At 71.9% G+C, this 24,466-nt stretch carries 24 protein-coding genes; 16 read left to right on the top strand and 8 right to left on the bottom strand.

What is annotated here, in order from left to right; translation table 11 throughout:
* Positions 1-85 precede the first annotated feature (85 nt).
* From RNL97_RS30415 to RNL97_RS30405, 3 genes are all read left to right on the top strand, one after another.
* Positions 86-946: a YndJ family protein gene (locus RNL97_RS30415; protein ID WP_030584606.1), complete on the top strand. Its 861-nt coding sequence runs from the start codon at positions 86-88 to the stop codon at positions 944-946.
* Positions 943-1,455 (top strand): DUF1990 family protein, encoded by a 513-nt coding sequence (locus tag RNL97_RS30410; RefSeq protein ID WP_030584609.1) that lies wholly within the window; start codon positions 943-945, stop codon positions 1,453-1,455. The genes RNL97_RS30415 and RNL97_RS30410 overlap by 4 nt, the downstream gene beginning before the upstream one ends.
* A gap of 89 nt (positions 1,456-1,544) precedes the next feature.
* The gene (locus RNL97_RS30405; RefSeq protein ID WP_030584612.1) at positions 1,545-2,999 is read left to right on the top strand and encodes a lipase maturation factor family protein; all 1,455 of its coding nucleotides are present in this window, start codon (positions 1,545-1,547) and stop codon (positions 2,997-2,999) included.
* A gap of 50 nt (positions 3,000-3,049) precedes the next feature.
* On the opposite strand, the gene RNL97_RS30400 is transcribed toward RNL97_RS30405, so the two are convergent.
* On the bottom strand, positions 3,050-3,226 hold the full coding sequence (locus RNL97_RS30400) for a hypothetical protein (RefSeq protein ID WP_158709131.1): 177 nt from the start codon (positions 3,224-3,226) through the stop codon (positions 3,050-3,052).
* A gap of 357 nt (positions 3,227-3,583) precedes the next feature.
* On the bottom strand, positions 3,584-5,068 hold the full coding sequence (locus RNL97_RS30395) for an SDR family NAD(P)-dependent oxidoreductase (protein WP_030584615.1): 1,485 nt from the start codon (positions 5,066-5,068) through the stop codon (positions 3,584-3,586).
* 251 nt (positions 5,069-5,319) lie between these two features.
* Between RNL97_RS30395 and RNL97_RS30390 the strand changes: the two genes are divergently transcribed.
* The 5 genes from RNL97_RS30390 to RNL97_RS30370 all read left to right on the top strand — a co-directional run bounded on the left by RNL97_RS30390 (position 5,320) and on the right by RNL97_RS30370 (position 10,288).
* A complete protein-coding gene (locus tag RNL97_RS30390; protein WP_030584617.1) occupies positions 5,320-6,213 on the top strand; it encodes an RNA polymerase sigma factor SigF in 894 nt (297 codons plus the stop codon).
* Positions 6,214-6,421: 208 nt separating this feature from the next.
* Complete coding sequence (locus RNL97_RS30385) at positions 6,422-7,657, top strand: PP2C family protein-serine/threonine phosphatase (RefSeq protein WP_030584619.1); 1,236 nt, start codon at positions 6,422-6,424, stop codon at positions 7,655-7,657.
* Positions 7,647-9,278: a sensor histidine kinase gene (locus tag RNL97_RS30380; protein ID WP_030584623.1), complete on the top strand. Its 1,632-nt coding sequence runs from the start codon at positions 7,647-7,649 to the stop codon at positions 9,276-9,278. The genes RNL97_RS30385 and RNL97_RS30380 overlap by 11 nt, the downstream gene beginning before the upstream one ends.
* Positions 9,275-9,718, top strand: coding sequence for a response regulator (locus tag RNL97_RS30375; protein ID WP_030584626.1), 444 nt, complete (start codon positions 9,275-9,277; stop codon positions 9,716-9,718). Before RNL97_RS30380 ends, RNL97_RS30375 begins: the two co-directional genes overlap by 4 nt.
* A gap of 96 nt (positions 9,719-9,814) precedes the next feature.
* Positions 9,815-10,288 carry an ATP-binding protein gene (locus tag RNL97_RS30370; RefSeq protein WP_030584629.1) on the top strand — a complete coding sequence of 158 codons (474 nt, stop codon included), beginning with the start codon at positions 9,815-9,817 and terminating at the stop codon, positions 10,286-10,288.
* A gap of 18 nt (positions 10,289-10,306) precedes the next feature.
* Here RNL97_RS30370 and RNL97_RS30365 read toward each other — a convergent pair whose 3' ends face one another.
* On the bottom strand, positions 10,307-10,717 hold the full coding sequence (locus RNL97_RS30365) for a RidA family protein (protein ID WP_030584632.1): 411 nt from the start codon (positions 10,715-10,717) through the stop codon (positions 10,307-10,309).
* Positions 10,718-10,863: 146 nt separating this feature from the next.
* Between RNL97_RS30365 and RNL97_RS30360 the strand changes: the two genes are divergently transcribed.
* Positions 10,864-11,247, top strand: a complete 384-nt coding sequence (locus RNL97_RS30360; protein ID WP_030584634.1) for a winged helix-turn-helix transcriptional regulator — start codon at positions 10,864-10,866, stop codon at positions 11,245-11,247.
* 53 nt (positions 11,248-11,300) lie between these two features.
* Here RNL97_RS30360 and RNL97_RS30355 read toward each other — a convergent pair whose 3' ends face one another.
* Positions 11,301-12,470 carry a PP2C family protein-serine/threonine phosphatase gene (locus RNL97_RS30355; RefSeq protein ID WP_030584638.1) on the bottom strand — a complete coding sequence of 390 codons (1,170 nt, stop codon included), beginning with the start codon at positions 12,468-12,470 and terminating at the stop codon, positions 11,301-11,303.
* Positions 12,471-12,556: 86 nt separating this feature from the next.
* Between RNL97_RS30355 and RNL97_RS30350 the strand changes: the two genes are divergently transcribed.
* Together RNL97_RS30350 and RNL97_RS30345 are read left to right on the top strand one after the other, a co-directional pair.
* The gene (locus RNL97_RS30350) at positions 12,557-13,072 is read left to right on the top strand and encodes a MarR family winged helix-turn-helix transcriptional regulator (RefSeq protein ID WP_030584640.1); all 516 of its coding nucleotides are present in this window, start codon (positions 12,557-12,559) and stop codon (positions 13,070-13,072) included.
* A 223-nt stretch (positions 13,073-13,295) separates the two neighbouring features.
* Complete coding sequence (locus RNL97_RS30345) at positions 13,296-13,658, top strand: STAS domain-containing protein (RefSeq protein WP_030584643.1); 363 nt, start codon at positions 13,296-13,298, stop codon at positions 13,656-13,658.
* Between the two features lie 26 nt (positions 13,659-13,684).
* Here the strand turns inward: RNL97_RS30345 and RNL97_RS30340 are convergent, their stop codons facing one another.
* Positions 13,685-14,389, bottom strand: a complete 705-nt coding sequence (locus RNL97_RS30340) for a (2Fe-2S)-binding protein (RefSeq protein WP_313751439.1) — start codon at positions 14,387-14,389, stop codon at positions 13,685-13,687.
* Positions 14,390-14,633: 244 nt separating this feature from the next.
* On the opposite strand from RNL97_RS30340, the gene RNL97_RS30335 reads away from it, so the two are divergent.
* Positions 14,634-15,794, top strand: a complete 1,161-nt coding sequence (locus tag RNL97_RS30335; RefSeq protein ID WP_243315962.1) for a DMT family transporter — start codon at positions 14,634-14,636, stop codon at positions 15,792-15,794.
* Positions 15,795-15,801: 7 nt separating this feature from the next.
* On the opposite strand, the gene RNL97_RS30330 is transcribed toward RNL97_RS30335, so the two are convergent.
* Together RNL97_RS30330 and RNL97_RS30325 are read right to left on the bottom strand one after the other, a co-directional pair.
* Entirely contained in the window at positions 15,802-17,124 is a 1,323-nt protein-coding gene (locus tag RNL97_RS30330) for a transglycosylase family protein (protein ID WP_313751438.1), read from the bottom strand.
* 152 nt (positions 17,125-17,276) lie between these two features.
* Entirely contained in the window at positions 17,277-17,885 is a 609-nt protein-coding gene (locus RNL97_RS30325; protein ID WP_030584655.1) for a TetR/AcrR family transcriptional regulator, read from the bottom strand.
* A gap of 81 nt (positions 17,886-17,966) precedes the next feature.
* Between RNL97_RS30325 and RNL97_RS30320 the strand changes: the two genes are divergently transcribed.
* The 4 genes from RNL97_RS30320 to RNL97_RS30305 all read left to right on the top strand — a co-directional run bounded on the left by RNL97_RS30320 (position 17,967) and on the right by RNL97_RS30305 (position 22,948).
* A complete protein-coding gene (locus tag RNL97_RS30320; protein ID WP_030584658.1) occupies positions 17,967-18,719 on the top strand; it encodes an SDR family oxidoreductase in 753 nt (250 codons plus the stop codon).
* Between the two features lie 106 nt (positions 18,720-18,825).
* Positions 18,826-19,761: a LacI family DNA-binding transcriptional regulator gene (locus RNL97_RS30315; RefSeq protein ID WP_313751437.1), complete on the top strand. Its 936-nt coding sequence runs from the start codon at positions 18,826-18,828 to the stop codon at positions 19,759-19,761.
* Complete coding sequence (locus RNL97_RS30310; protein WP_308381916.1) at positions 19,653-20,009, top strand: LacI family DNA-binding transcriptional regulator; 357 nt, start codon at positions 19,653-19,655, stop codon at positions 20,007-20,009. The genes RNL97_RS30315 and RNL97_RS30310 overlap by 109 nt, the downstream gene beginning before the upstream one ends.
* A gap of 239 nt (positions 20,010-20,248) precedes the next feature.
* On the top strand, positions 20,249-22,948 hold the full coding sequence (locus tag RNL97_RS30305) for a hypothetical protein (RefSeq protein ID WP_313751436.1): 2,700 nt from the start codon (positions 20,249-20,251) through the stop codon (positions 22,946-22,948).
* Between the two features lie 130 nt (positions 22,949-23,078).
* On the opposite strand, the gene RNL97_RS30300 is transcribed toward RNL97_RS30305, so the two are convergent.
* Positions 23,079-24,410, bottom strand: coding sequence for an ROK family transcriptional regulator (locus RNL97_RS30300; RefSeq protein WP_313751435.1), 1,332 nt, complete (start codon positions 24,408-24,410; stop codon positions 23,079-23,081).
* Between the last annotated feature and the right edge of the window lie 56 nt (positions 24,411-24,466).

Below are 24,466 nucleotides of genomic sequence, written 5' to 3'. Positions count from 1 at the left end.
CGCCTCCACCCCCGCTTGAACGCGTTCAAACGATCCTCTACGCTCACACCAGGGAGTTGAACACGTTCAAACAATGAGGGAAGCCATGTCCGCACTGGTCAACGCGATCGTCATGCTGGGCATGCTCGTCGTCGTGCCGACGGGTCTGCGGCTGACCGGACAACCGGAGCTGGAGCGGATCCGCCGGCTCTGGCCCCTTTTCGCCGCGCCGGGCGCGCTCGCCCTCTGGCTGCCGCGCGGCACCACGGCCACGGCTCTCTCCTGCGTCTACGCCGTGGGGACCGTCCTGCTCGCCCTGCACGCCCCGCGCCGGACGGTCCGGGGCAGGAGCCCCGACCCGGTCGGGATCGCCCGGCTCACCGCGCTGGCCGCCCCCGCCGTCGCCGCGACCGCCCTGGTCGCCGAGCGTTCGGGGCACGAGTTGTTCGGGTTCGATCTCGGCATCCTGGCGCTGACCGTGCCGCACTTCCACTTCGCCGGATTCGCCGCCGCCCTGATCGCCGGGCTCGTCTGCCGGGTCTCCGACGGTCCTGCGGGCCGCTTCGCCGCACTGAGCGTGCCGGTGGGCACCCTGCTCGTCCTCGTCGGGTATTTCCTCGACGACCGGGCCGAACTCGCCGGGGCCGTCGTCCTGACGGCCGGGATGTGGACGGTGGGCCTGCTGACCTGGCGCCTGGGACACGGGGAGGGACGGGACCGGACGACGCGGCTCCTCCTGTTCTCCTCCTCCGCCTTCCTGGTGGCGACGATGCTGCTCGCGCTGAGCTGGGCGCTCGGCGAGGCGACCGGGCTCCCCCACCCCACCCTGACCTGGATGGCCGCCACCCATGGGCTCGGCAACGCGCTGGGCTTCACGCTCTGCTCGCTGCTGGCCTGGCGGCGCATCCGCACCCACGACGCCTCCCGCACCGCTGTCCGCACCCACACCGAAGGCAGGACCGCATGAGCACCCTCACCTACCCGGAGGTCGGCGCGACCCGGCTCGGCCCGCTCCCCCGGGGCTACCACCACCTCCACCACCGCAGCCGGGTCGGCCGGGGCGCGGCGGACTTCGCGGCCGCCGGCGCGGCGATCACCGAGTGGCGGATGCACCACGCGTCGGGCGCCCGTGTCGAGGCTTCGGCCCGGCGCGCGGAGCCCGGCACAAGCGTCCGGGTCTCCCTGGGCCTGGGCCCGCTGCGCTTCACCGCCCCGTGCGAGGTGATCTGGGCGGCGTACGGGGAGGACGGCCGGACCGGCTTCGGTTACGGCACCCTGGCCGGGCATCCGGAGCGCGGCGAGGAGTGCTTCGTGGTGGACCTCGCGGACGACGGCACGGTGTGGTTCACCGTCCAGGCGTTCTCGCGCCCCGCCTCCTGGTACGCCCGGCTCGCCGGGCCGCTGGTGCCGGTCGTGCAGCGCTGGTACGCCCGCAGACTCGGCCGTACGCTCCGCCGGATCGTCGCCGCGGGCTGAGGGGCCCGGACCGCGAGCGGGCACCCCGGGACGGGCCGGCTCCGACCGGCGAGGAGCCCCGGGCCGCCGGTCGGCCGATACTGGCAGGGATGGAATGGTTCACCGCGGACGGCTACTGGCTGAGCCGGCTGGTCTTCCAGCGGGCCCTGGCCGTGGTCTATCTGGCCGCCTTCCTCTCCGCCGCCCTCCAGTTCCGGGCGCTGATCGGCGAGCGCGGCATGCTGCCCGTCCCCGAACTACTGCGGCGCACCCCGTGGCGAGCGGCTCCGGGACTCTTCCGGCTGCACTACTCGGACCGCTTCTTCGCCGCCGTCGCCTGGAGCGGCTGCGCCGTCTCGGTGGCGCTGCTCGCCGGTCTCGACGGTCTGCTGCCCCTGTGGGGCGGGATGCTGCTCTGGGCGCTGCCGTGGGTGCTGTACCTGTCGATCGTCCAGGTGGGACAGGTCTGGTACGGGTTCGGCTGGGAGTCGCTGCTGCTGGAGACGGGGTTCCTGGCGGTCTTCCTCGGCACCGGGGACACCGCAGCGCCGGTCCTGGTGCTGTGGCTGCTGCGGTGGCTGCTGTTCCGGGTCGAGTTCGGCGCGGGGCTGATCAAGATGCGGGGCGACGCGTGCTGGCGGGAGCTGACCTGCCTGGACTTCCACCACGAGACCCAGCCGATGCCGGGGCCGCTGAGCTGGTTCTTCCACGGGCTGCCCCGGCCCGTGCACCGGGTGGAGGCGGCTGCCAACCATGTCACCCAGCTGCTGGTGCCCTTCCTTCTGTTCACCCCTCAGCCGGTGGCGGGCGCGGCGGCCGGGCTGATGGTCCTCACCCAGCTCTGGCTGGTCCTGTCGGGCAACTTCGCCTGGCTGAACTGGCTCACGATCACGCTGGCGCTCTCCGTGATCGACTGGACCCCCGTGGCCGGACCGCCGCCGGACCAGATCGCGCCGCCCCTGTGGTACGAGGTTGTCGTCATCGCCGTGACCGCCCTGGTGCTGGTGCTCAGCTACCGCCCGGCGCGCAATCTGGTCTCGCGACGGCAGGCGATGAACCGGTCCTACGATCCCTTGCACCTGGTCAACACCTATGGCGCGTTCGGTTCGATCAGCCGGGTGCGGCTGGAGGTCGTGGTGGAGGGCAGCGCCGATCCGGTGGCGCACGAGGGCGCCGAGTGGCGGGAGTACGGCTTCCGCGGCAAGCCGGGAGATCCGCGCAGGCTGCCGCGCCTGTTCGCCCCGTACCACCTGCGGCTCGACTGGATGATGTGGTTCGCGGCACTCTCCCCCGCGTACGCCCGCTCCTGGTTCGGGCCCTTCGTCGACCGGCTGCTGGAGGGCGACCGGGACACACTCCGGCTGCTCGGCCACAATCCGTTCCCCGACGGGCCGCCCCGCCAGGTGCGCGCCCGGGTGTTCCGTTACCGCTTCACCGGGCTCCGGGAGCTGCGGGCCACCGGCTGCTGGTGGCACCGCACCTACGTCCGGGAATTCCTGCGGCCCGTCTCCCGGCCGCTGCCGCCGGAGCGGAAGGGCGGGGAGACAGGCCGCGGGACGCGCTGATCAGACGGCCGATGCGGCTGAGTCGACGCCGCCGACCGTCGCCCGGCTCCTCAGTCGATGCCGGGCAGGATGTGCGGCTCGGCGAGGTCGTCCTCGTATCCGGCGAGCCGGATGGGGGCGGATCTGGCCCAGACCTCGATGTTCCGCAGCTTCTCGGGGCGGCCGGGCCGCCCCTGGGCCCGTTCGGCGGGGCGCATTTCGCGTTCGGTCAGTTCCGGTGTCGTCACCGCGCACTCCTCTGTGTCGCGTCACCCAGGGCGTCGCCGACGCTCCGGCACCGATGCCGGAGCACGACCGCCCCGAGCGGGGCAGGGATGGTGTTGTTCGGTCGCGGTGGCGCCGGTTCGGGGCGGGACAGCGGCCGGGTTTCCGACCGTGTCCCAGGACGGTCGAGGAACCTTCGTGGGCCCCTCGATGGCGTCCGTTCGCACCAGCGTAACCAAATGAGCGCCCGCGCGCTCGATAGAACGTGTGCGGTAGGTCACTTTCAGCCACCGGATAAGCGAAAACCCGGCCCAGGAATCATCCTGGGCCGGGTGCGCGGCCGCCGCGCGGAGACCGTCGGGCCGGTTGGGCTGTTCGGATTACCAGTTCGCCGGGGCGTAGTCCTTGAGGAAGCAGCCGTAGAGGGCCTCGCCGCCCTCACCGCGCACGATCGGGTCGTAGACCCGGGCCGCCCCGTCGACCAGGTCGAGGGGGGCGTGGAAGCCCTCCTCGGCGAGGCGCATCTTGTCCGGGTGCGGGCGCTCGTCGGTGATCCAGCCGGTGTCCACGGCCGTCATCAGGATGCCGTCCTTCTCGAACATCTCCTGGGCGCTGGTGCGCGTCAGCATGTTGAGCGCCGCCTTGGCCATGTTGGTGTGCGGGTGGCCCGCGCCCTTGTAGCCACGGCTGAAGACGCCCTCCATCGCCGAGACGTTGACGACGTACGCGTGCTTCGCGGAGGTCGCCGCCATCGCCGGGCGCAACCGGCTGATCAGGATGAACGGCGCGGTGGAGTTGCAGAGCTGGACTTCCAGGAGCTCGATCGGCTCGACCTCGTCGACCGTCTGGATCCAGCTGTTGGTGTCGTGCAGGTCGGGGACGAGGCCACCCGCGTCGATCGCGGTGCCCGCGGCGATCCGGGCCGGCGATGCGGAGCCGGTGACCAGGGCGAGGTCGGTGACCTCCTGGGCGCTCAGTCCCTCCTTGCGGGCGCTGGGCAGGGCGGCGACCCGGTCGACCGAACCGCTGTTGAAGGTGCCGATGACCTCGGCGGCGGGCAGCTCGCCCGCGGGCAGCGGCGCCGACTCCGCGACGACCAGTTCGCTGTAGGCCCCCGGGGAGCGGCGCACGGTCTGGGCGGCGTTGTTGATCAGGATGTCCAGCGGCCCCTCGGCGGCGACGGAGTCGGCCAGCGCGACGACCTGGGCGGGGTCGCGGAGGTCGATGCCGACGATCTTCAGCCGGTGGATCCACTCGTCGCTGTCCTCCATCGCCTTGAAGCGGCGGATCGCGTCGTTGGGGAAGCGGGTGGTGATGGTGGTGTGCGCTCCGTCGCGCAGCAGCCGCAGCGCGATGTACATGCCGATCTTCGCCCGGCCGCCGGTGAGCAGCGCCCGGCGTCCGGTCAGGTCGGTACGGGCGTCGCGGCGGGCGCGGTTCTCCTTGGCGCAGGGCTGGCAGAGCTGGTGGTAGAACGCGTCGACCTCGACGTAACGCGTCTTGCAGATGTAGCAGGACCTGGGCCGCTGGAGGATGCCCGCGATCTCGGCCTGGGCGGAGGAGGAGGGCAGCACGCCCTGCGTCTCGTCGTCGATGCGCTCGGCCGAGCCGGTCGCCGTGGCCTCGGTGACGGCCCGGTCGTGGGCGGTCTTCGCGGCACGGCGCTCCTGGCGGCGGCGCTGCTTCACGGTGCGGTAGATCCCGGCGGTGGCGCGGCGGACGAGGATGGCGTCCGGGTGGTCCACCTCGATCCTGTCGAGCTCGTCGAGCACGCTCAGGCAGACGGCCAGCCGCTCCGGGTCGATTCCGGGACCGAAATCCTCGATTCCGGGAGCGAACTCCGGGCTGTCCTCTGTCACCGTCATTGCCGTTCCTCTGTCATCTTCTCGCCGCGGGTCGTGGATCACCGCAGGCCGAAACACCCCGCTCAAGTTTGCCATGCGCGGGCCACTGCTCCGTTCGAGCGGTGTGCGAGGGCCCGGCGGACGACCCCGGTGAGGGCGGCCGGAGAGGTCACCGGAGAAAAGTCGAAGAAAAGCGGAAGATGACACGCATGACTTCGCGGGGACCGGGCAGACGACCGTCCGACACATTGGGCAGCAGGGAGGGTGACACCATGACGGCGATGTCAGCACGAGTGACCGGGACGACGCCGCTGAGCGACGACCGCACCGGCGTGCGGACGGCGGACGTCTCCGGCGAGCTGCCCTGGGTCGAGGACGCCGGAAAGATCGCCCCCCAGGACGCACGGGCCCTGTCGAAGATCTTCTTCGACCGGCTCCAGGTCCTGGAGGAGGGCACGCACGAGCACCAGTACGCGCGCAACACCCTCATCGAGATGAACCTCTCGCTGGTGCGCTTCGCCGCGTCCCGGTTCCGCAACCGCGGCGGCGACGACACCGAGGACATCATCCAGGTCGGCACGATCGGCCTGATCAAGGCGATCGACCGGTTCGACCTGTCCCGCGAGGTCGAGTTCGCCACCTTCGCCGTTCCCTACATCGTCGGGGAGATCAAGCGGTTCTTCCGCGACACCACCTGGTCGGTGCATGTGCCGCGGCGTCTCCAGGAGCTGCGCGTGGACCTGGCCAAGGCGAAGGAGCAGCTCTCCGCCCGGCTCGACCGCGACCCCACCGTCAAGGAGCTGGCCGCCCACCTCGACCTCCCCGAGGAGGAGATCATCGAGGGGCTCGTGGCCGCCAACGGCTACTCGGCCGGTTCGCTCGACACCCCGTCCGCGGAGAGCGACTCGGGCCAGGAGCAGCGGGCGTACGCCGATGTCCTCGGCGAGCCGGATCCGGGTATGGAGACCGTCGAGAACCTGCACACCCTGGCCCCGCTGCTGGAGCAGCTCGACGACCGGGAGCGCCGGATCGTGCAGATGCGGTTCGGGGCGGAGATGACGCAGGCGCAGATCGGCGCGGAGCTGGGCGTGTCCCAGATGCATGTGTCGCGGCTGCTCAGCCGGATCGTCCAGCAGTTGCGCAAGGGTATGAGCGTCGAGGCGTGAGACCCCGCGAACCCTTCGGGCCCCGTCCCGAACTCGAAGCCGTCCGCCCCTCCGGGCGGGCGGCTTCGTGCCGTGCGCTCATCCACCCCGTTCCGAGCCGACCTCATCGCTCGCATATGCTTTCCGAGGACCAGGCCGGACCAACCGTGCCGTCGCACGAGAGGGTGAGGGCTTGACCGAGTCACCCGTGGGCACGTCGCCGAGTCCTGTGGGCACCACCGGCATTCCCACGCAACAAGTCGGCATCCCGCACCGCCCCGAGTCGCCGCTGTGGAACCTCGACGCGACGATCCTCCTGGTGGAGGACGACGCGGGCGACGCGCTCCTCGTCGAGGAGATGCTCGCCGACAGCGAGCTGGAGTCAGCCCTCACGTGGTGCAAGACGCTGGGCGAAGCCCGTACGTTTCTGCGGGCATCCGCCGCACCGGTGTGCGTGCTCCTGGATCTGCACCTCCCCGATGTCCACGGCCTGGACGCCGTACGCCAGATTCTGGACACCGACGGCGAGGCAGCGATCGTCGTCCTCACCGGTCTGGAGGATTCGGGCACCGGACTCCGCGCGGTCGCCGGAGGCGCCCAGGACTACCTGGTCAAGGGCCGCCTCGGCCCGGAAATCCTCTCGCGCGCGATCCGCTACGCCCTGCAGCGCAAGGAAGTGGAACGGGCCGCCGCGGCTCTGCGCGCCAACCAGCTGATGGCCCAGGAGAACGCCCGCCTGGAGCGCGGACTCCTGCCCGTGCCCCTGCTGCGGGACGACCGGTTCCGCGCCCGCGCCCGCTACGAGCCGGGGCGGGTCCACGGCCTGCTGAGCGGTGACTTCTACGATGTCGTGCAGACCGCGGACGGCACGGTGCACGCGGTGATCGGCGATGTCTCCGGGCACGGCGCGGCCGAGGCCGCGCTCGGCGTGTGCCTCCGGGTGGCCTGGCGTACCGCCGTGCTGTGCGGCACCTCCCAGGTCGAGCAGACGGCTCTGCTGGAGGAGATCCTGGTCGCCGAGCGCTCGGACACGCACGTGTTCGCCACGGTCACGTCCCTGGTCTTCTCGCCCGACCAGGGAAGCGTCCAGATCCTGCGGGCCGGTCACCCCGGTCTGCTGCTGCGCCAGGGCACCGATGTGAGGTGGGTGGAGCCCGAGGGCGGTATGGCGCTCGGGCTGCTGCCGGGAATGGGACGATGGCCGACCGTGGCCGTCCCGCTGTCACCCGGCGCGGGTCTGGTGCTCTTCACCGACGGGCTCTTCGAAGGGCGCGACGGACCGGACAGCAGACTGGGCGAGGAAGGGCTGCTGGCGATGGCGGAGGCCAACGGACATCTGCCGGCCTCCGCGTTCGTCGACGCCCTGGTGGCGGGAGCCGCCGAGGGGGCCGCGCCGTACGGCGGGCTCGCGGACGATGTGGCCGTACTGCACCTGGGTTGGAGAACGGAAGACGATGAGCACTGACAGCGCGAAGGACATACCGGCGAAGGACATCGCCTCCCGGCTGTCGGTGCAGTCCTGGGTCCATCTGATACTCGGTGGTTTCGTCGTGGTCGTCTGCGGCTGCCTGGTGATCGGCGGTCTGGTGCTGTCCCGGATGTCGGATCGCACCGATGAGCTGGTGGACCGTATCCAGCCGGCGCGATCGGTCTCGTTCCAGCTCCAGAACGCCCTGCTCGACCAGGAGACAGGGGTCAGGGGGTTCGCCCTGACCGGTGACCGTTCCTTCCTGGAGCCGTACGAGTCGGGCAAGAGCGCCGAGCGGGAGCGGCTGGCCATGGCGCGGAGCCTGGTCGGTGACGACGAGCGGCTCGCGAAGGATCTGGACGCCGTCAAGACCGCGGCCGACCGCTGGCGCCGGGACAAGGCCGAGCCGTTGATCGCAGCGGTCCGGGAGGGCGGCCCCAGCCGTTCGGGCACCACCGCGCAACTCCAGAGCAGCAAGACGGAGTTCGACAACCTGCGGCGCGCGTACACCGCCCAGCAGGGGCGTCTGGCCGAGGCCCGCGACCGGGCGAGGGCCGACCTGAACGCCGCACAGACCACCCGCGACTGGGTGGTGGGTATCCTGCTCGGCGTTCTCGTCCTCACCATCGTGGCGCTGAGCGTGCTGCTCCGAAGGATGGTGGGCGTGCCGCTGAACCGGCTCCGCGCCGCCTCCGAAGCAGTCCGCTCAGGAACCTTCGACCAACGGATCGAGATCAAGGGCCCGTCCGATGTGCAGGCCGTGGCCGGAGCCGTGGAGAACATGCGCCAACGGCTCTCCGCCGAGCTGGCCGAAACCCAGAAGCGCGAGGAACTCCTCGCCGACCAGACGCAGGAACTGCGGCGCTCCAACTCGGAGCTGGAGCAGTTCGCCTACGTCGCCTCCCACGACCTCCAGGAGCCGCTGCGCAAGGTCGCTTCCTTCTGCCAGCTCCTGGAGAAGCGGTACGGGACGGAGCTGGACGACCGGGGCAAGCAGTACATCGCGTTCGCCGTGGACGGCGCCAAGCGCATGCAGGTGCTCATCAACGACCTGCTGACGTTCTCGCGGGTGGGCCGGGTCCACGAGGGCTGGAAGCCCGTCGATCTGGGGCGGTCGCTCGACCGCGCCCTGGTCAATCTGGCCGCGGCGGTCGAGGAGTCGGGGGCGGTTGTCGAGCGGCCGGAGGAGCTGCCCGCACTCGTGGGGGACGCCACCGCCCTCACCATGGTCTGGCAGAACCTCGTCGGCAACGCGGTGAAGTTCCGCCACCCCGGCCGCCCGCCCCGGATCACCGTCGACTGTGTGCGCGAGGACGAGAACTGGCACCTGACCGTGTCCGACAACGGGATCGGGATCGCGCCCGAGTTCGCGGACAAGGTGTTCGTCATCTTCCAGCGGTTGCACGCTCGCGACGAGTACGACGGCACAGGCATCGGTCTGGCACTCTGCCGGAAGATCATCGAGTTCCACGGTGGCCGGATCTGGCTGGAGCCCGAACCGGGCGAAGGCACCCGGATCCACTTCACCCTGCCCCTCGCGCCCGAGGCGCCCACACACACCACGGCGGAGCTGCTCGCTCACGCCCAGCTCACCAGCCAGTCGGGAGACGCTTCGTGAACACCCCTGTGCAGCCCATCGAGGTCCTGCTCGTCGAGGACGACCCCGGCGACGAGCTGATGACCCGTGAGGCCTTCGAGGACAACAAGATCCGCAACACCCTGCACGTCGTGCGCGACGGACAGGAGGCGCTGGACTTCCTCTACCGGCGTGGCGAGTACGCCGACGCCCCCCGCCCCGACCTGGTGCTGCTGGACCTGAACCTGCCCAAGTACGACGGCCGCCAGGTGCTGGAACAGATCAAGGGCGACCCCGAGCTCTCCCTCATCCCCGTGGTCGTGCTCACCACGTCGTCGGCCGAGGAGGACATCCTGCGCAGTTACAAGCTGCACGCCAACGCCTACGTGACGAAGCCGGTGGACCTCGACCAGTTCATCGCGGCGGTCCGCCAGATCGACGAGTTCTTCGTGACCGTGGTGCGGCTGCCCGGACGTGCGTAGGATCGTTCCGGATCTCCTGGAGTGGGATCGTTCGCCACGGGTAGACGAATGGCGGAAAAGGTCTCCGACCTCACTGCGGCGCCCTGGCTGGAGCACATGAACGAACAGGTCACCTCCCCACCGGAAGAGCCGGGTCAGGGGCCGGCTTCCGCCGAGGTACCGCCCTCCGCCGAGGTACTGCTCAGCGCCGAGGTCTTCGACGGCGAGCCTGGCTGCATCGCGCTGGCGCGTGCGCTCGCCGACCGCTTCCTGACGAGGCTCGCGGTGGAGTGCCTCGCCCCGATCGGGGAACACACACGCAGCGATCTGATGCTGGCCGTCAGCGAACTCGTGACCAACGCCGACCGCTACAGCCACGGGCCCTACATGCTGGAACTGGAGGGCAACGCGGAGCGCATCAGCGTCACGGTGTACGACAGCAGCACCGCGATGCCCGTGCTGTACGCCCCCGACCCCTCCCGCCTCGGCGGCCACGGCATGGAGATCGTCGTGGCGCTCTGCGACCGGCTCACCGCCGAGCGGGTGCCGGTGGGCAAGCGGATCCGCGCGGAGTTCCAGCTCAGCATCTGAGGCCGGCCGGCTCCCCGCTCAGGAGTCGAGCACGGCGGTGGCCTCGACCTCGACCAGGTGGTCGGGAACGTCCAGAGCCGCGACGCCCACCAGCGTGCCGGGCGGTACGGGAGTGGCCCCCAGTCTCGCGGCGGCCCGGGCAACACCCTCCAGGAACAGCGGCATCTTCTCGGGCGTCCAGTCCACGACGTACACGGTCAGCTTCGCCACGTCCTCGAAGGTGCCGCCGACCGCGGTGAGGGCCGTGCCGACGTTGACGTAGCACTGCTCGACCTGCGCGGCGAGATCGCCCGCACCGACGGTGGCGCCCTCCGCGTCCCAGGCGACCTGCCCGGCGATGAAGACCAGCTTCGATCCGGTCGCGACCGACACCTGCCGGTAGGCCCCGATCTCCGGCAGTCCGCTCGGGTTCACCAGGGTGATGGCCATACCTCTCGCCTCCTCGTCCTGGGGGCCGTCGTGCCCCCGATTCTCCACCGGACCTGACGGTTGCCGGTCACTTGTGGTTACTCAGGAACCGTAGGAGAGTCTGCGTCGACAAGGAAGAACGCACTTTTCGGTGACAGGGGAACCTGATGGTGACCAAGCAGTTCAGCGGCTCGCCCGAGGACGCGGATCTGCGGCGCGCGGACTCGCTGGCGCGCGAGATCTTCTCCGACGTCGCCAACAAGTGGGCGCTCCTGATCATCGAGGCCCTGGGCGAGGGCACGCTCCGCTTCAGCGAGCTGCGAGGCGAGGTCGAGGGCATCAGCCACAAGATGCTCACCCAGAACCTGCGGATGCTGGAGCGCTACGGACTCGTGGAGCGGTGCGTACACCCCACCGTGCCCCCGCGGGTCGAGTACACGCTCACCGAGCCGGGGCAGGGCCTGCGGCGGACGGTCCATGTGATGTGCGACTGGACCCACGAACACATCGGCCACATCGAGGCCTCGCGCCGCGCCTTCGACGCGCCCTGACCCTCCGGCCGGTCAGCCCTGCCCCCCGCCGGTCCGTGCGTCAGCCCATCCGGTCAGTCCTTCTGCCGGCCGAACCAGTCCAGGCACAGGACCAGCGCGTCGTCGAGCGCCTCCGTGACCCGGTACTCCGCGAGCTCGGCGAGGATCGCGCGCGGGACGGTGGCGGCGGGCAGGAGCCGGGTCGACTGGATGGCGCGGGCCAGCATGCGGTCCCCGTACACCTCGCCGAGCGGGGACACCGCGTCGTACACGCCGTCGCTCAACAGCAGCAGCCGGTCGCCGGGCTCGACGTGGAACTCCTGAACCGTGTACTGCGACTCCTCGAACATCCCGAGCGGCAGCTGCGCCTCCAGCTCCATCCGGCGGACCGAGCGGCCGCGCTGGATCCACAGCTCCGGCGATCCCGCGTCGACGACGCCGACCCGCCCGGTCGCCAGCTCGAAGCGGAGCAGCAGGGTGGAGACATGGGAGGCGCCGCGGTGCTGGTCGTACAGGGCCTGGTCGGCGAGGGCCGCCTGGTCCGCGATGCCGATACCGGCCCGGCGGGCGTTGCGCAGCGCGTTGACGGCGAGGTTGGTGAGGAGGGATGCCGCTATGCCCTCGCCCATGCCGTTGGTCACCGCGAGGGTCAGCTCGTCGCCGTCGGCGGCCCAGTCGAAGTTGTCGCCGTGGATGGCGTACGCGGGCTCCAGCTGAGCCCCGATGGCGAACTCGGCGGCGGTGCAGGCGCGGGCGGGCAGCAGCTGCCACTGCATCTCTGCGGCGAGGGTGAGCCGGCTGGTGCGCCGCGCGCGTTGGTACAGGTCGGTGTCCCGCTCGGCGACCAGGATCTCGTGCCCCAGCAGGTCGGCGACGTGGGTCAGCTCGCCGACCAGCTCCGGGGTGGAGAGCGTCTGGGGCAGCCGGACGGTGAGGATGCCGAGCCGTTCGCCGCGGACGGTCACGGGCAGGTGGTGGTCGACGGCGTCGTTGTGCCGGACCTGCTGTTCGCGGGGTTCCTGGCTGCCGAACGCCCGGCCCTCGGGGCTGTTGTGGAGGGACAGCGGCTCGCTCTCGTCGTCGGGCCGGTCCAGTGACTTGAGGAACCGCAGACCGTAGTCGGCGAGGTGCAGCTCAACGGCGAGGGCCCCATAGACACTGCTGAGCTCGGTGCGCAGGGTGGCCAGCAGGGCGTGCGGAGGTGCGGCCCGCACGGCGGCCTCGATGCCCGTTCGTCTGTTCACGGTCTCTCGCGCAATCTTCGTCCTGCGACGTAGTAAGGGACGGGCTCGGGCTGACAAGTGGGGCCGACGAGTGACACAGTGGCTGAATGCCCCACCGAGGATTCCGCCCGAGCAGTAGCGAACAGGCGTCCGCCTACGCCGTCGCCGCCTCGGAGCTGCTGGAGGTGCTGTGGGGCCGGGGCCAGGAATCCGCCGCTTCGGGAACCGTATCGCCCTCCCAGCTCCGCGCCCTGCTCGTGATCGAGAGGCAGGAGGGCACCAACCTGAGGGCCCTGGGTGAAGCACTGGGCTCGCGCGCCCCCTCCGTCAGTCGGCTCTGCGACCGGATGGAAGCGATGGGGCTCGTCCTGCGGGCACCCAGTCCGACCAGCCGACGGGAAGTGGAGCTGCGGCTGAGCCTGCGCGGCCGCGCCCTTCTCGAAGAGTACCGGGGCCTGCGCGCCGCCGAGCTGAACGCCGTGCTGGAGCGCATGGCCCCCGTGGATCTCACCGCGCTCGTGGACGGCCTCGCGGCTTTCCACGCCGCGGCTTCGGAGCGTCTTTCCCCGCACAAGGGTGCGGGCACCTCCCCGCTCCGCGCCGATGTCGCCGACAGTGCATAGCCTCATCCAGCCCCTGCTTCCGCATCCATCGGCACCCCGCCCTCGGAAGCCGGACGATCAACCGTCGGGGATCAGATTGTTACCCGATGGAGAATGTTGTCAAATGGCAACTGTTACTTCTATCGTTATGCCGTAATCCCGCCGCGACCAGGGACGGAACGATGCCGACCCGTCCGGCGACACGGCTCTCCGCCCCCTTCCGATCCCGACCGAGGTGCCTTCCGTGCTTTCATCGCCCAACGAGGACAGAGCCGTCAGAATCACCACCCGACGGGAGCGGGAGGCTCTGGTTCTCTCCGTGTCGGGTGACCTCGACATCGACAGCGTCGCCCCCCTGGGCCTGGCCCTCACCTCGGCGGCCGACGACGGCTCGGGCCCGGTCGTCGTGGATCTCTCCCGCGTCGGATTCGCGGACTCGACGACGGTGAACGTACTCCTCCAAGGGCACACCGCGCTCGGCGACCGGCTGCGGCTGGCGGCTCCGTCCCCGTTCATGCAGCGGCTGATCGGCATGATCGGCCTCGACAGCGCCCTGCCCGTCCTGCCGTCCGTGGACGAGGCCATCGACGCCGTACTGCCTTCCTGACCTTCTTTCCGACCGTCTTCCCGACGTCACGCCCCGGCCCGAGCGGAGGCGGGCGCCCGGTCGAACACGCAGTCGCCGCACAGACCGCCGCCGGGACAGCGCCAGTACAGACAGCAACTGCGCCGCCGGAACGCCGGACCGTGCGGGGATCCGGTGTCGCGCAGCGTCTCGTCGTCGAAGAGTTCGGCCGCCAGCGCGCGGGCCCGGGCGGCCACGTCCGGCCGGTCGTGGGCGCGTGCGAAGGCGACGAGTTCGCGTACGGCCCCGGCGAGGGCGGATCCCGCGTTGCCGCGCAGCAGTTGCGGGGAGATGTTCCCGTCGCGCCGGAACGCGTCGGCCAGCGGGACCAGATGACCGTACTGGACCTCCTCGCGGATCCGGGCCGCCGTGCCGGGCAGTTCGGCCGTCCCCGCGAGCCACAGGTCGTCCGGGGAGGCGGACGACGGGTCCCAGTGCAGGTCGCCGGGGGCCAGGGCGGGCATCCGCCCGAACAGCGCGGCCGGGCCCAGGGCGATGGACCAGAGCCGCGCGGCCAGCCCGAGATGGGCGATGGAGGCGGCGACCCGGCGCTCGGGGGCCTGGAGCCGCGCCGCGACCCGGTCGACACGCGCGGCGAGCGGATCGTTCTCGCCCGCGTACAACCGCCCCAGCGGCCGGTGCCCGCCGTCCGGCACCGGGATGGTCCGCAGCGCGAAGAAGCCCCCGACCGATGCCAGTAGTGCCAGGTCCATGGCCCGTTCTCCCTCCGTTTCCGGTCCGTCCCCGGTCGCGCTCCGTGATCGGTCCCACAGCCACCGGCTGTGCTGTCCCGGCGGCTCACCGTATCCGCCGGGCGCCAGCTTCTGACGGCTGGGGGCTGCAGGACTACCGTCGGGAGGAGGACGTCGGTCCGACGGGCGTACTCCTGGGGCAGTACGCCGAAGTGGAGACTCAAGGACGACGACGTGGGGCCCCGGACGGGACATCGTGGTGTACATGAGTTCCCTTGTGTTGTCCGTGCTGCTGTCACTGGTCTCCGCGGTCGCCTACGCGGCCGGGGCGATCATCCAGGAGCGCGTGGCCGCGGCCGATGACAACGCCTGGCACGCCCTGCTGCGCAACGGCGTGTGGTGGGTCGCCGTCGTCCTCAACGGGGTCGGCGCGATCCTGCACGTGGTGGCGCTCGCCTACGGTCCGCTCAGCCTGGTCCAGCCCCTCGGGGCGCTGACGATCGTCTTCGCCCTGCCGATGACGGCCCTGTTCGTCGGACGGCGGGCGGGGGCGACGGCGTGGCGTGGGGCGCTGATGGCGACGGCGGGGCTCGGCGGACTGCTGGCGCTCACGGGGAACGCCGCACCGCACACCCTGAACGGCCCGGAGCAGGCGCTGCTGGCCTCGGTGACGTTCGGGGCCGTGGGCGCGCTCGTCGTCCTGTCCCGCACGCTGCGTCGGCCGGTCCTGCGCAGCGTCGTCCTGGCCACGGGCGCGGGCGCGGCGTTCGGTATGGCCTCGGTGTTCACCAAGACCGTGGCCGTGGAGTGGACGTCCGGCTCGGTGCGCTCGGGTGCGCTGCCGCTGCTGGTGATCGCCGGGCTCGCCGCGGCGGGCCTGTTCCTGTCCCAGGCCGCGTACCGGGGCGCCGGGCTCACCGCTCCCCTGGCCACGGTGACGGTGGTCAACCCGGTGGTGGCCGCCGCGATCGGCCTCACCCTGTTCGGCGAACACTTCCGTCTCGGCGTCCCCGGCACGGTCCTCGCCCTCTCCTGCGGGGCGTTGGCCGCCGCCGGCCTGATCATGCTGACGCGGGAGCGGATGGATCGGGAGCACGCCGAGGAGGCGCGGGCGAACCCGGAGCCGGCGGCCCCCGGGGCCCGGCGCCCGGCCCCGGGCGAGGGGAACGGGGTTCGTTGCGCGGAGGGACAGGAGGACGGTCGGCCCTCGGCGTCGCCTGATGTGCCTGCCGTGCCGGGACCGGCGTCGGGTCAGCTGCCCACAGCGGCCAAGTCGTCGCCCCTGCCGCCGGGGCGTGCCGTGCCGCGGGTGGGGTTCGGCACGCCGGGGCCCCTCGCGGAGCAGCAGCGGCGCGGCGGAGCCACCCTGCGGCGCACCCGCTCCGAGCGGAGGGTCCGCACTCTGATGCCGCCTGCCCGGAGGTAGGGGGCCGTCAGACCCTGACGCCGCCTGCTCTCAGGTAGGCGAGCGGGTCGACGTCCGAGCCGTAGCCGGGGCCCGTGCGGATCTCGAAGTGCAGGTGCGGCCCTGTGCTGTTGCCCGTGGAGCCGGAGCGGGCGATGCGCTGCCCGCCGGAGACCGACTGCCCGGCGCGCACGTGGAGCGCGGAGAGATGGGCGTACTGGCTGTACTTGCCGTCGCTGTGCCGGATGACGACCTCATAGCCGTACGCTCCGGCCCAGCCGGCCGAGACCACCCGGCCCGGGGCCACCGACTTCACGGACGTCCCGGTGGGCACGGGGAAGTCCACGCCGGTGTGGTAGCCGCTGGACCAGGAGCCGGCCTGGCGGTACGGGGTGCCGGTGCCGGCGGCGACCGGGGCGCTGAAGCCGGAGTGCTGCACGGCCCGTTCCGGAGCGGGCTGCTCCTTCTTGGGGGCGGCTTTCTTCGGGGCCTCCTGCTTGGGCGCTTCCTGCTTGGGCGCCTCCTGCTTCGGGGCTTCCTTCCTGGGCCCGGCCGGGCGCTGGTCCGTCTTCTTCGCCCCGGGCGCGGTGGTCGAGGGCTTCGGAGCGGTCTGCCGTGCGGGCTTTTGGGCGCTCGCCCCCTCCCCCGCCTTCGGCGCCCGGCTCCCGTCCAGGCTCAGCCGCTGTCCGGGGAAGATGAGGTCCGGGTCGTCCCCGACGACGGTGCGGTTGGCGGCGTAGAGGCCCTGCCAGCCGCCGGGGACCCGCTGGGCGGACGCGATCCCGGAGAGGGAGTCGCCGCTCGTGACGGTGTACGCATCGCGCTTGCTCGGCACATGGGTGGGCGTCGCCGCGGCGGGACGGGTCTGCGGCTGCCTGGGCGGTGCGCTCTGCGGCGCCGCTGCCTCAGCGGTTCGGCTGCCCGCGCTCTGCGGGGCGGTCCCGGTCTCCGGGGTGGTCTCGGGTGCGTCGCCGCCGCGCGTGAGCCCGGCCCGTACGGAACAGGTGGGCCAGGCCCCGGGCCCCTGGCCGTCCAGCACCCTTTCGGCGATGGCGATCTGCTGCTCGCGGGTGGCGAGGTCGGCGCGTGGCGCGTACTGCGAGCCGCCGAAGGCGGCCCAGGTGGAGCCGCTGAACTGCAACCCGCCGTAGTAGCCGTTGCCGGTGTTGACGGCCCAATTGCCGCTGGACTCGCAGGCGGCGACCTTCTCCCAGACCTCACCCGAGGCGGCCCCGGCCGAGGCCGCGGTGATGAGCGGAAGCGCGATGCCCGCGCCGCCCGCCGTCACCGCGAGCGAGGCACGGTTGATCCGACTGGGCTGATATCTGCGGTGCCGTCCGGTCGCGGCCATACGTGGCTCCCCCACTGGCTTCGGTACATCTCGCAAGGGGCAACGTAGGTCCGCACAGTGACTGATCACAAGCAAAACGTGATACTCGGCCGCCGCCGGTCCGTCCGTGGCCGAATACCGTCGCCCTGAACCTCCCTCTCGCCCGGCCGCGTTCAGACCCCCGGGGGCTCCTCCGGCCAGACACGCACGGCCGCCTCCGCCAGCGCCTCCAGCTCCGCACGGCTCGCTCCGTCCCGGGCCTGCTGCGACATCCCCTGGATGACGGCCGCCGTACAGCGCGCGAGCGCCTCCGCATCGGTGTCCGCGGGGAGCACTCCCGCGTCGATGTCCCGCTGGATCCGCTGCCGGAAGTCGGTCACGTTCCGCAGGCGCCGGTCGCGGAGCACCGCCACCACCTCCGGTGAGGAGCAGTTCTCGGCGGCGCTGAGCACCATGCAGCCGCGCGGCCGGCCGGCCACCGTGTACTCAGCCGCCGCCTCGCGCAGCATCCGCGCGAAGACACGGCGGGCAGTCGGCTCCTCGGCCAGGGCCCGGGCGCCGAAACCGCCGAAGAGGGTCGCGTACGTCTCGACGACCTCCCCGAAGAGCGTCCGCTTGTCACCGAACGCGGCGTACAGACTCGGCGCGGCGATGCCCATCACGCGCGTCAGATCCGCGATCGAGGTCGCCTCGTACCCCTGCTCCCAGAAGGTCAGCGTCGCCTGCCGGAGGGCGGCCTCCCGGTCGAACGACCGTGGCCTGCCGCGCTGTCTCGTCACCATGCGCCAATTCTATAGCGACCACTAGAGAACGTGTTACGGTCGTTTCTGTATCGATCACTAATCAAAGGGGAGGGCGGAGCCATGGGCTCGCTCACGGGAAAGACGGCACTGGTCACCGGCGGCAGCAGGGGCATCGGACGAGGCATCGCCGAACGGCTGGGCCGAGACGGAGCGGTGGTCGGCGTGCACTACGGCCGGGACGAAGCGGCGGCCCTGAAGACCGTGGCCTCGATCGAGGAGGTGGGCGGCACGGCGTTCCCGCTGGGCGCGGACCTGGCGGCTCCGGGGTCCGCCGCCGCGCTCTGGGCCGCCTTCGACGAGCACGCGGACGGCGTGGACATCCTCGTCAACAACGCCGGGATAGGCGTGTCGCAGAACTTCGCACAGATCGAGGAGGAGGAGTACGACCGACTGTTCGACGTCAACACGAAGGCGCCGTTCTTCCTCACGCGGCTGGGGCTCGACCGGCTGCGGGAGGGCGGGCGCGTGATCAACATCTCGACGGGCCTCAGCCACGCGGCGATGATGCCGGACCTGATCGCCTACGCCATGACCAAGGGCGCGCTCGACGTGTTCACGCGGTATCTGTCCAAGGTGCTGGGCGGCCGGGGCATCACCGTCAACGCGGTGGCCCCGGGGCTCGTCGACACCGACTCCACCTCCGACAGACTGCGCGCCAGCGACGAGGCCTGGGCGGGCGCGGCGGCCCTGTCCACCCTGGGGAAGGTCGGCACCCCGGCCGACATCGCCGACGTGGTGGCCTTCCTCGCCTCGGACGACGGCCGGTGGATCACGGGCCACTGGATCGACGCGACGGGCGGTTCGCTGGCCTGACCCGCTGCCGGGGGCGCCGGCCACAGGCTCGGAACAGCGTCACGGAAGGCCGGGCGGCCGTTCCGTGGGGCGGAGAGCGCTCTCCGCCACTGCTATAAAGGCGCTCATGACGGATGATCCGCGGCCGGCCGCAGCACCCACCCTGGAGGACGTGGCCCGGGCGGCGGGCGTCTCGCGCGCCACCGTTTCCCGGGTCGTCAACGGGGTGCGCAACGTCGACCCGGTGATCCAGGAGGCGGTGCGCCGGGCGGTCGCCGTGACGGGCTACACCCCCAACCGCGCGGCCAGGTCCCTGGTCACCCGGCGGGCCGACGCCATCGCGCTGGTGGTGTCGGGCGCGGGCGCCGAGCCGGGGGCCGGACAGGAGGCCCCCGGGGCCGAGGTGTCCGGCAACGGGCCGGAGGCGGGGGCGTCCGGAGACGCGGGACGGTCCGGGGACGACGCCAGGGGCAGGACCGGGCGGCAGCCGGAGACCGGAGCGTCCGGGGACGGGAGTTCGTTCACCGCGCGGGTCTTCGCCGACCCGTTCTTCGGCCGGGTGGTGACCGGAGTGGTCAACTACCTGCGGCCGCGCGGGATGCACTGGGTGCTGATGTTCGCGGAGTCCTCGCGGGCACGCGAGGAGGTGGTGGCGTACCTGCGGCAGGGCAGCCCGGACGGTGCCCTGGTGGTCTCGACGCACGCCGAGGACCCGCTGCCCGCCCTGATCGCGGAAGCCGGCCTGGCGGCCGTCCTGTTCGCGCGGCCGGCGCGGCCGGTCCCGGTCAGCCATGTCGATCTCGCGCACCAGGACGGTGCGCGGCTGGCGGCCGAGCATCTGCTCGGCCGGGGGTGCCGCCGGATGGCGACGATCAGCGGCCCGCTGGACGTACCGGCGGGGCAGGCGCGCCTGACGGGGTTCCGGGACACATGGCGCGCCACGGGCACCCGTACATCCCCATCGTCGAGGGGCAGTTCACCCAGGAGAGCGGCGAGGCGGCGATGGAGCGGCTGCTGGCGGAGCACCCGGACCTGGACGGGGTCTTCGTCGCCAACGACCTGATGGCGCTGGGGGCCTGCCACGTCCTGCGGGAGCACGGCCTCTCGGTGCCGGAGGACGTGGCGGTGGTCGGCTTCGACGACAGCAGCGCGGCCCTGGCCTGCCGCCCGCCGCTGACCACGGTCCGCCAGCCGGTGGAGGGGATGGCCGCGGAGATGACGCGTCTGCTGCTGGACCGGCTGTCCCGGCCGGACGGCCCGGTGACCTCGGTGATCTTCGAACCGGAGCTGGTGGTACGGGGGTCTGCCTAGGGCCCACACCCTCTGCGGCTCACCCGCGCGCGCAGCAGGGTGCTAACGTGCCGACCGGTCTGGTCAACCGGTCGCTGTGGTAGAGGAGTTGCGCGGGTCACGCCGCGGGGCGGGGTGAGCTCATGAGCGCGGAGAACGACGCGGAACATCCGCAACCACCCGCGCACCCGGAACCACCGGAACGACCTGAGCCACCTGCGCACCCGGAGCTGGGCGCCTATCACCGTACCTACCGGCCGATGCGCAGGAAGCCCTCCGCGTACGCGTTGCTCCTGCTGTTCCTCACCCCCTTCGCGGCCCTCACCTACCTCCTGGCCCTCCTCATCGGTGCGGTCGTCGGCCGGGGCTGGGACCTCGCACCCATGGTGCTCGGCGGGCTCGCGTTGCTGGGGCCCTTCGCCGTTCGGTTGCTCTGGTACCGACGCCATACGAGGGTGGAGTTCCGCCATTACGAGGAGGGCCTCGTCGCGGTCACCGCCGGCGGCCGGGAAGTGCCCTACCCCTGGCAGTCGACGGCGGTCTTCACGGACGGCTGGGACCGTTTCAAACTGTCCACCCCCGAGGGAACGGTTGTCACGCTGGGGCCGACGGACCGCAGACCCGCGCTCGGCGGGGAGAGGATCACGGGCCGGCGCACCCGCACGGTGATCCGGGGCGCCCAGGTCCCCCAGGACGAGGAGTGGTACCCGGCGATCCTGCACGGCGTCCGGAACGCGCAGCTGGCCCCGGCCACCGCTACGGCTCTCGGCGGCGGCGAAGCCGCTTTCGGGGATCTCGTGTTGAGCCGGGACGGACTGACCGTACGGCGCAGGCACGGCCGGGACGACTTCACGACCTGGGAGGACGTCCGTTCGCTCGAACTCTCCCCCGAGGGACTCCTCATGGTCTCCTCCCGCGGCAACGACTTCCCCACGCACTTCATGAGGTACCGGTACCGGATACCCAACCTGGAGATCTTCCTCAACCTCGCCCATCGGCTGCACCACGACGCGGTGCGGCCCACGCCCGCTCCGGCCCCACCGGCGACGGACGCACCACCCGCTCCGGAACCACCGGCTCCCGAGACACCGGACACACCGCCCCCGGGCGCGCGGGCTCCGGCCGGCCCCGCTCCGGCCGCCCGTGATGACGAGCTGCTGAACCTCCTGACCCAGTACCTCACCTACGGGATCGGCCTGTGGGCGGCCTGGCGGCTCGGCACCCGGGAGGAGATCGACGGGCTGGGGGCCGCGCTCCTCGCCGTCGTCAGGGCGGTCCTCGGCGGAATCGGTGGAGTGCTGGCCGGCCTGCTCGTCGTGACAGCCATCACGGTCGGGGCGAAGGTCGGGGGCGAGATCCTCGTCGAATCCGCGATCCGTTGGTTCCGGCACCGCCGGTACATCCCCGCGTCCGGTCTGGCGCTGTGCATCGTCGTCGGGCCCGCGGCCCTGCTCTTCCTTCTCTTCCGCGCCTTTCCGTCCCGGCTGGTCCCTCTGGTGGCGCTGCTGTTCTTCGGCGGCTGGGCCCTGCTGCTCGCGGTGGCGCGGTGCGTACGTTCGGATCGCGCGGTGGTCCGGCACCTTCCCGACCTCCCCGGGGTTCTCCTGGTCGCGCTCGCCTGTCAGCAGGTGGTCTCCGGCGACGTCCTGACCGTCGCGCCTGCCGCCGGGCTCTTCTTCCCGCTCGCGCTCTGGCTCTCCTGGCGCGGCTGGCGGTGGATGAAGGACTCACCGCGACGGACCGTGCAGGCGGCGGCCGACGTCGTCCTGTCCGTGGAACTCGGGCTGGTGCTGACGCTGCTCATGGTCTGGCTGGCCAACGTCCTGTCGTTCACCCCGCCCCAGGTGACCGTGGTGCTGGAGGTGGTCGAGAAGGTACAGGGGCTGACCGAGGTGCACTGGCTGTACTGGATGGCGGCCTACACGGTGCTGGCCATCGGCAGTTACGTCCTCCTGGCCCGGCCCGCTCTCGTCGCGCGGGTCAGGCGGCTGCGCCCGGCGCGGTTCGGCGAGTCCCGGCTGCCGCTGGGCCTCACCGCCAACTTCGTCCAGCGCTCCTTCTCCGGGATCAATATCGGCATCATGGTCGCGCTGATCTTCCTCGTCGTCGTGGCTCCGGTGTCCGAAGGCGCGTGGAAGCGGCCCGTGGACGAGCGGTACGCACTGGAGGTGCAGCGCCGGGAGTACGCCGAGGGCGCGGCGGCCGCGTACCAGGAGATCCACCGGCAGGTCGTGCTGCACCCCCGGGCCGCCGCGCGGATCGGCGACGTGATCATCGCCGCGCACCGGATCGCTCCTTCGCCGGACGGCGAGCCCGTGAACCGGACGGCACTCGACATCGCCCGGCAGGCCGGCCGCTTCCAGGCCGGGACGCTGGACGTCGGCACTCCGGCTCCCGAGCCCGCCACGGCCCCGGCCCCGGAAGGGGACGACCTCGACGCGCGCCTCGGGCGGCTCGACGAGACCCAGCAGCAGCGCGCGGAGCGGGAGGAGCGGACCGACCGGTTCGCCGAGCTCGCTTCGCTCGCGGTCACCCGCGCCCTGGACACCCTCGACCTGGGCGACAACCAGGCCGTACAGCTGGTCAAGGAGTATCTCGGCGGACTGGTGGAGGACGGCCCGGTGAAGACGGTCTTCCACCGCTGGGGCGAGGGCATCGGGCAACCTCCGCCCGAGGGCGGCCGGCTCGTGCGCATCGACGTCCGCCGTCTGACGGCGGTGGCCTACGAGCGCACCGCGGCGGCGGTCGAACGGTCCGACGCGGGCCTGCTCACCTTCTACGGGCGGTTCGGCATCGGCGTTCCCGCAGAGGACTCCTCGCTGACCCCCGCGGTCGATCTGGCGAACCAGCACCGGTACCTCCGGCAGGGCACCGGCCCCTGCACCGGCTGCGCCGCCCCCTTGACGGGCGGGAGCGGCACGGGCGGCACCGGCACGACCGGAGGCGGCGGCCGGCACTGAGCGGAAGCGCTGCCCCCGGAGCCGGAGGACCGGCCCGGTTCCCCGGCGCCGGGCCCGACTGGACCTGCCGCGCGGCCGGCGCCTTCGTCCGCATCCGCATCCGCCCTCGCCCTCGCCCAGGCGTGCCCTCTCAGTTCATCGGGGTCCGGTGCCGCTCCCGTACCGCGTTGACGGCCGTACGCGGTGGCGCGCCGGTTCCGCCCGGCTCCGGTCGGCTGCCGCCCCGGGCCAGGAAGTCCGCGAGCGGGAGCGTGGCCGCGCCCACGGTCACCGCGTCCGGGCCGAGGCGGCCCATCTCGATGGTGGTGCGGGCCGCCGCGTGGCTCAGGGCGTACTCGTTCGCGTACCGGCGGATCTCCGGGAGCAGGCGGGGGCCGAGGAGCAGGCCCGCCCAGCCGCCGATCAGGACCCGCTCGGGCAGGAAGAGGTTCACCAGGTCGGCGAGGGCCGCGCCGAGGCATTCGGCCGTCTCGTCGAGCAGCGCGAGGGCCACCGGGTCCGGGGTGCCGCGGCGCCCCGGGTAGGCGGCGGCGAGCAGGGCCGCGAGCGCGGTCTCGTCGTCGGCGTCCTCGGGCAGCGGGCCGCCCGCCTCCCGCCAGCGCTCGCGCAGGGCCTCCGCGCCCGCGTAGGCCTCCAGGCAGCCGATGGAACCGCAGCGGCACCGGCGGCCGCGGAGCTGGACGGTGGTGTGGCCCCATTCGAGGGCGAGGCTGGTGCGGTCCTCGTCGAGGACGTCGCCGCGGTCGACGCAGGCGCCCACACCCGAGCCGATCAGGGCGATGGCGGCTGCTCCCGCGCCCCGGCCGCCGCCGAACCACATCTCGGCCTGGCCGAGCGTCTTGGCGCCGTTGTCGATGAAGAGCGGAACCTCGGGCGGCACGTCGACCGCTTCGCGCAGCAGTTGCTCGAAGGGGACCGCGCGCCAGCCGATCGTCTGGCCGTGCACCACCGCGCCGCGGGTGCCGTCGGTGCCTTCGGGGCCGTCGCGCTCGATGATGCCCGGGACCCCGATCCCGATACCGAGGAGCCGGCGCGGATCGGCGCCCGCGTCGCGCAGCACGTCGGCGACGCCGGTGCGGACATGGGCGACGATGCGCTCGACGTCGTAACCGTGTTGAGCCAACAGCCTTTCTGTGCGCGCCAGTTCGGTGAGCGAGAGGTCGAACAGCTCGACGCGGACGCGGGTCTCGCCGATGTCGATGCCGACGAGGAGGCCGCCGTCCGGAGCGACGCGCAGCAGCGTACGGGGGCGGCCGCCGTCGGAGTCGACGACGCCGGCCTCCTCCAGCAGGCCCTCGGCGGACAGCTCCGCGACGACGTTGCTGATGGAACCTGAACTCAGGCCCGTGACCGGTCCGAGCTCCTGACGGCTCAGCGGACCGTCGAAATACAACCGTTGCAATACGCGCGCCCGGTTGCCCCGCCGCAGGTCACGCACGGTTCGTCTGTTGCGCTCGGCCATGGTGCTCCTTCCCGTCCAGGAACATACCCCGGCCCAAGCCCTTGACGCGACCTTCC

The organism is Streptomyces parvus (assembly GCF_032121415.1).
Classification (GTDB): Bacteria; Actinomycetota; Actinomycetes; order Streptomycetales; family Streptomycetaceae; genus Streptomyces; species Streptomyces globisporus_A.
This window is presented reverse-complemented; position numbering and strand designations above follow the sequence as displayed.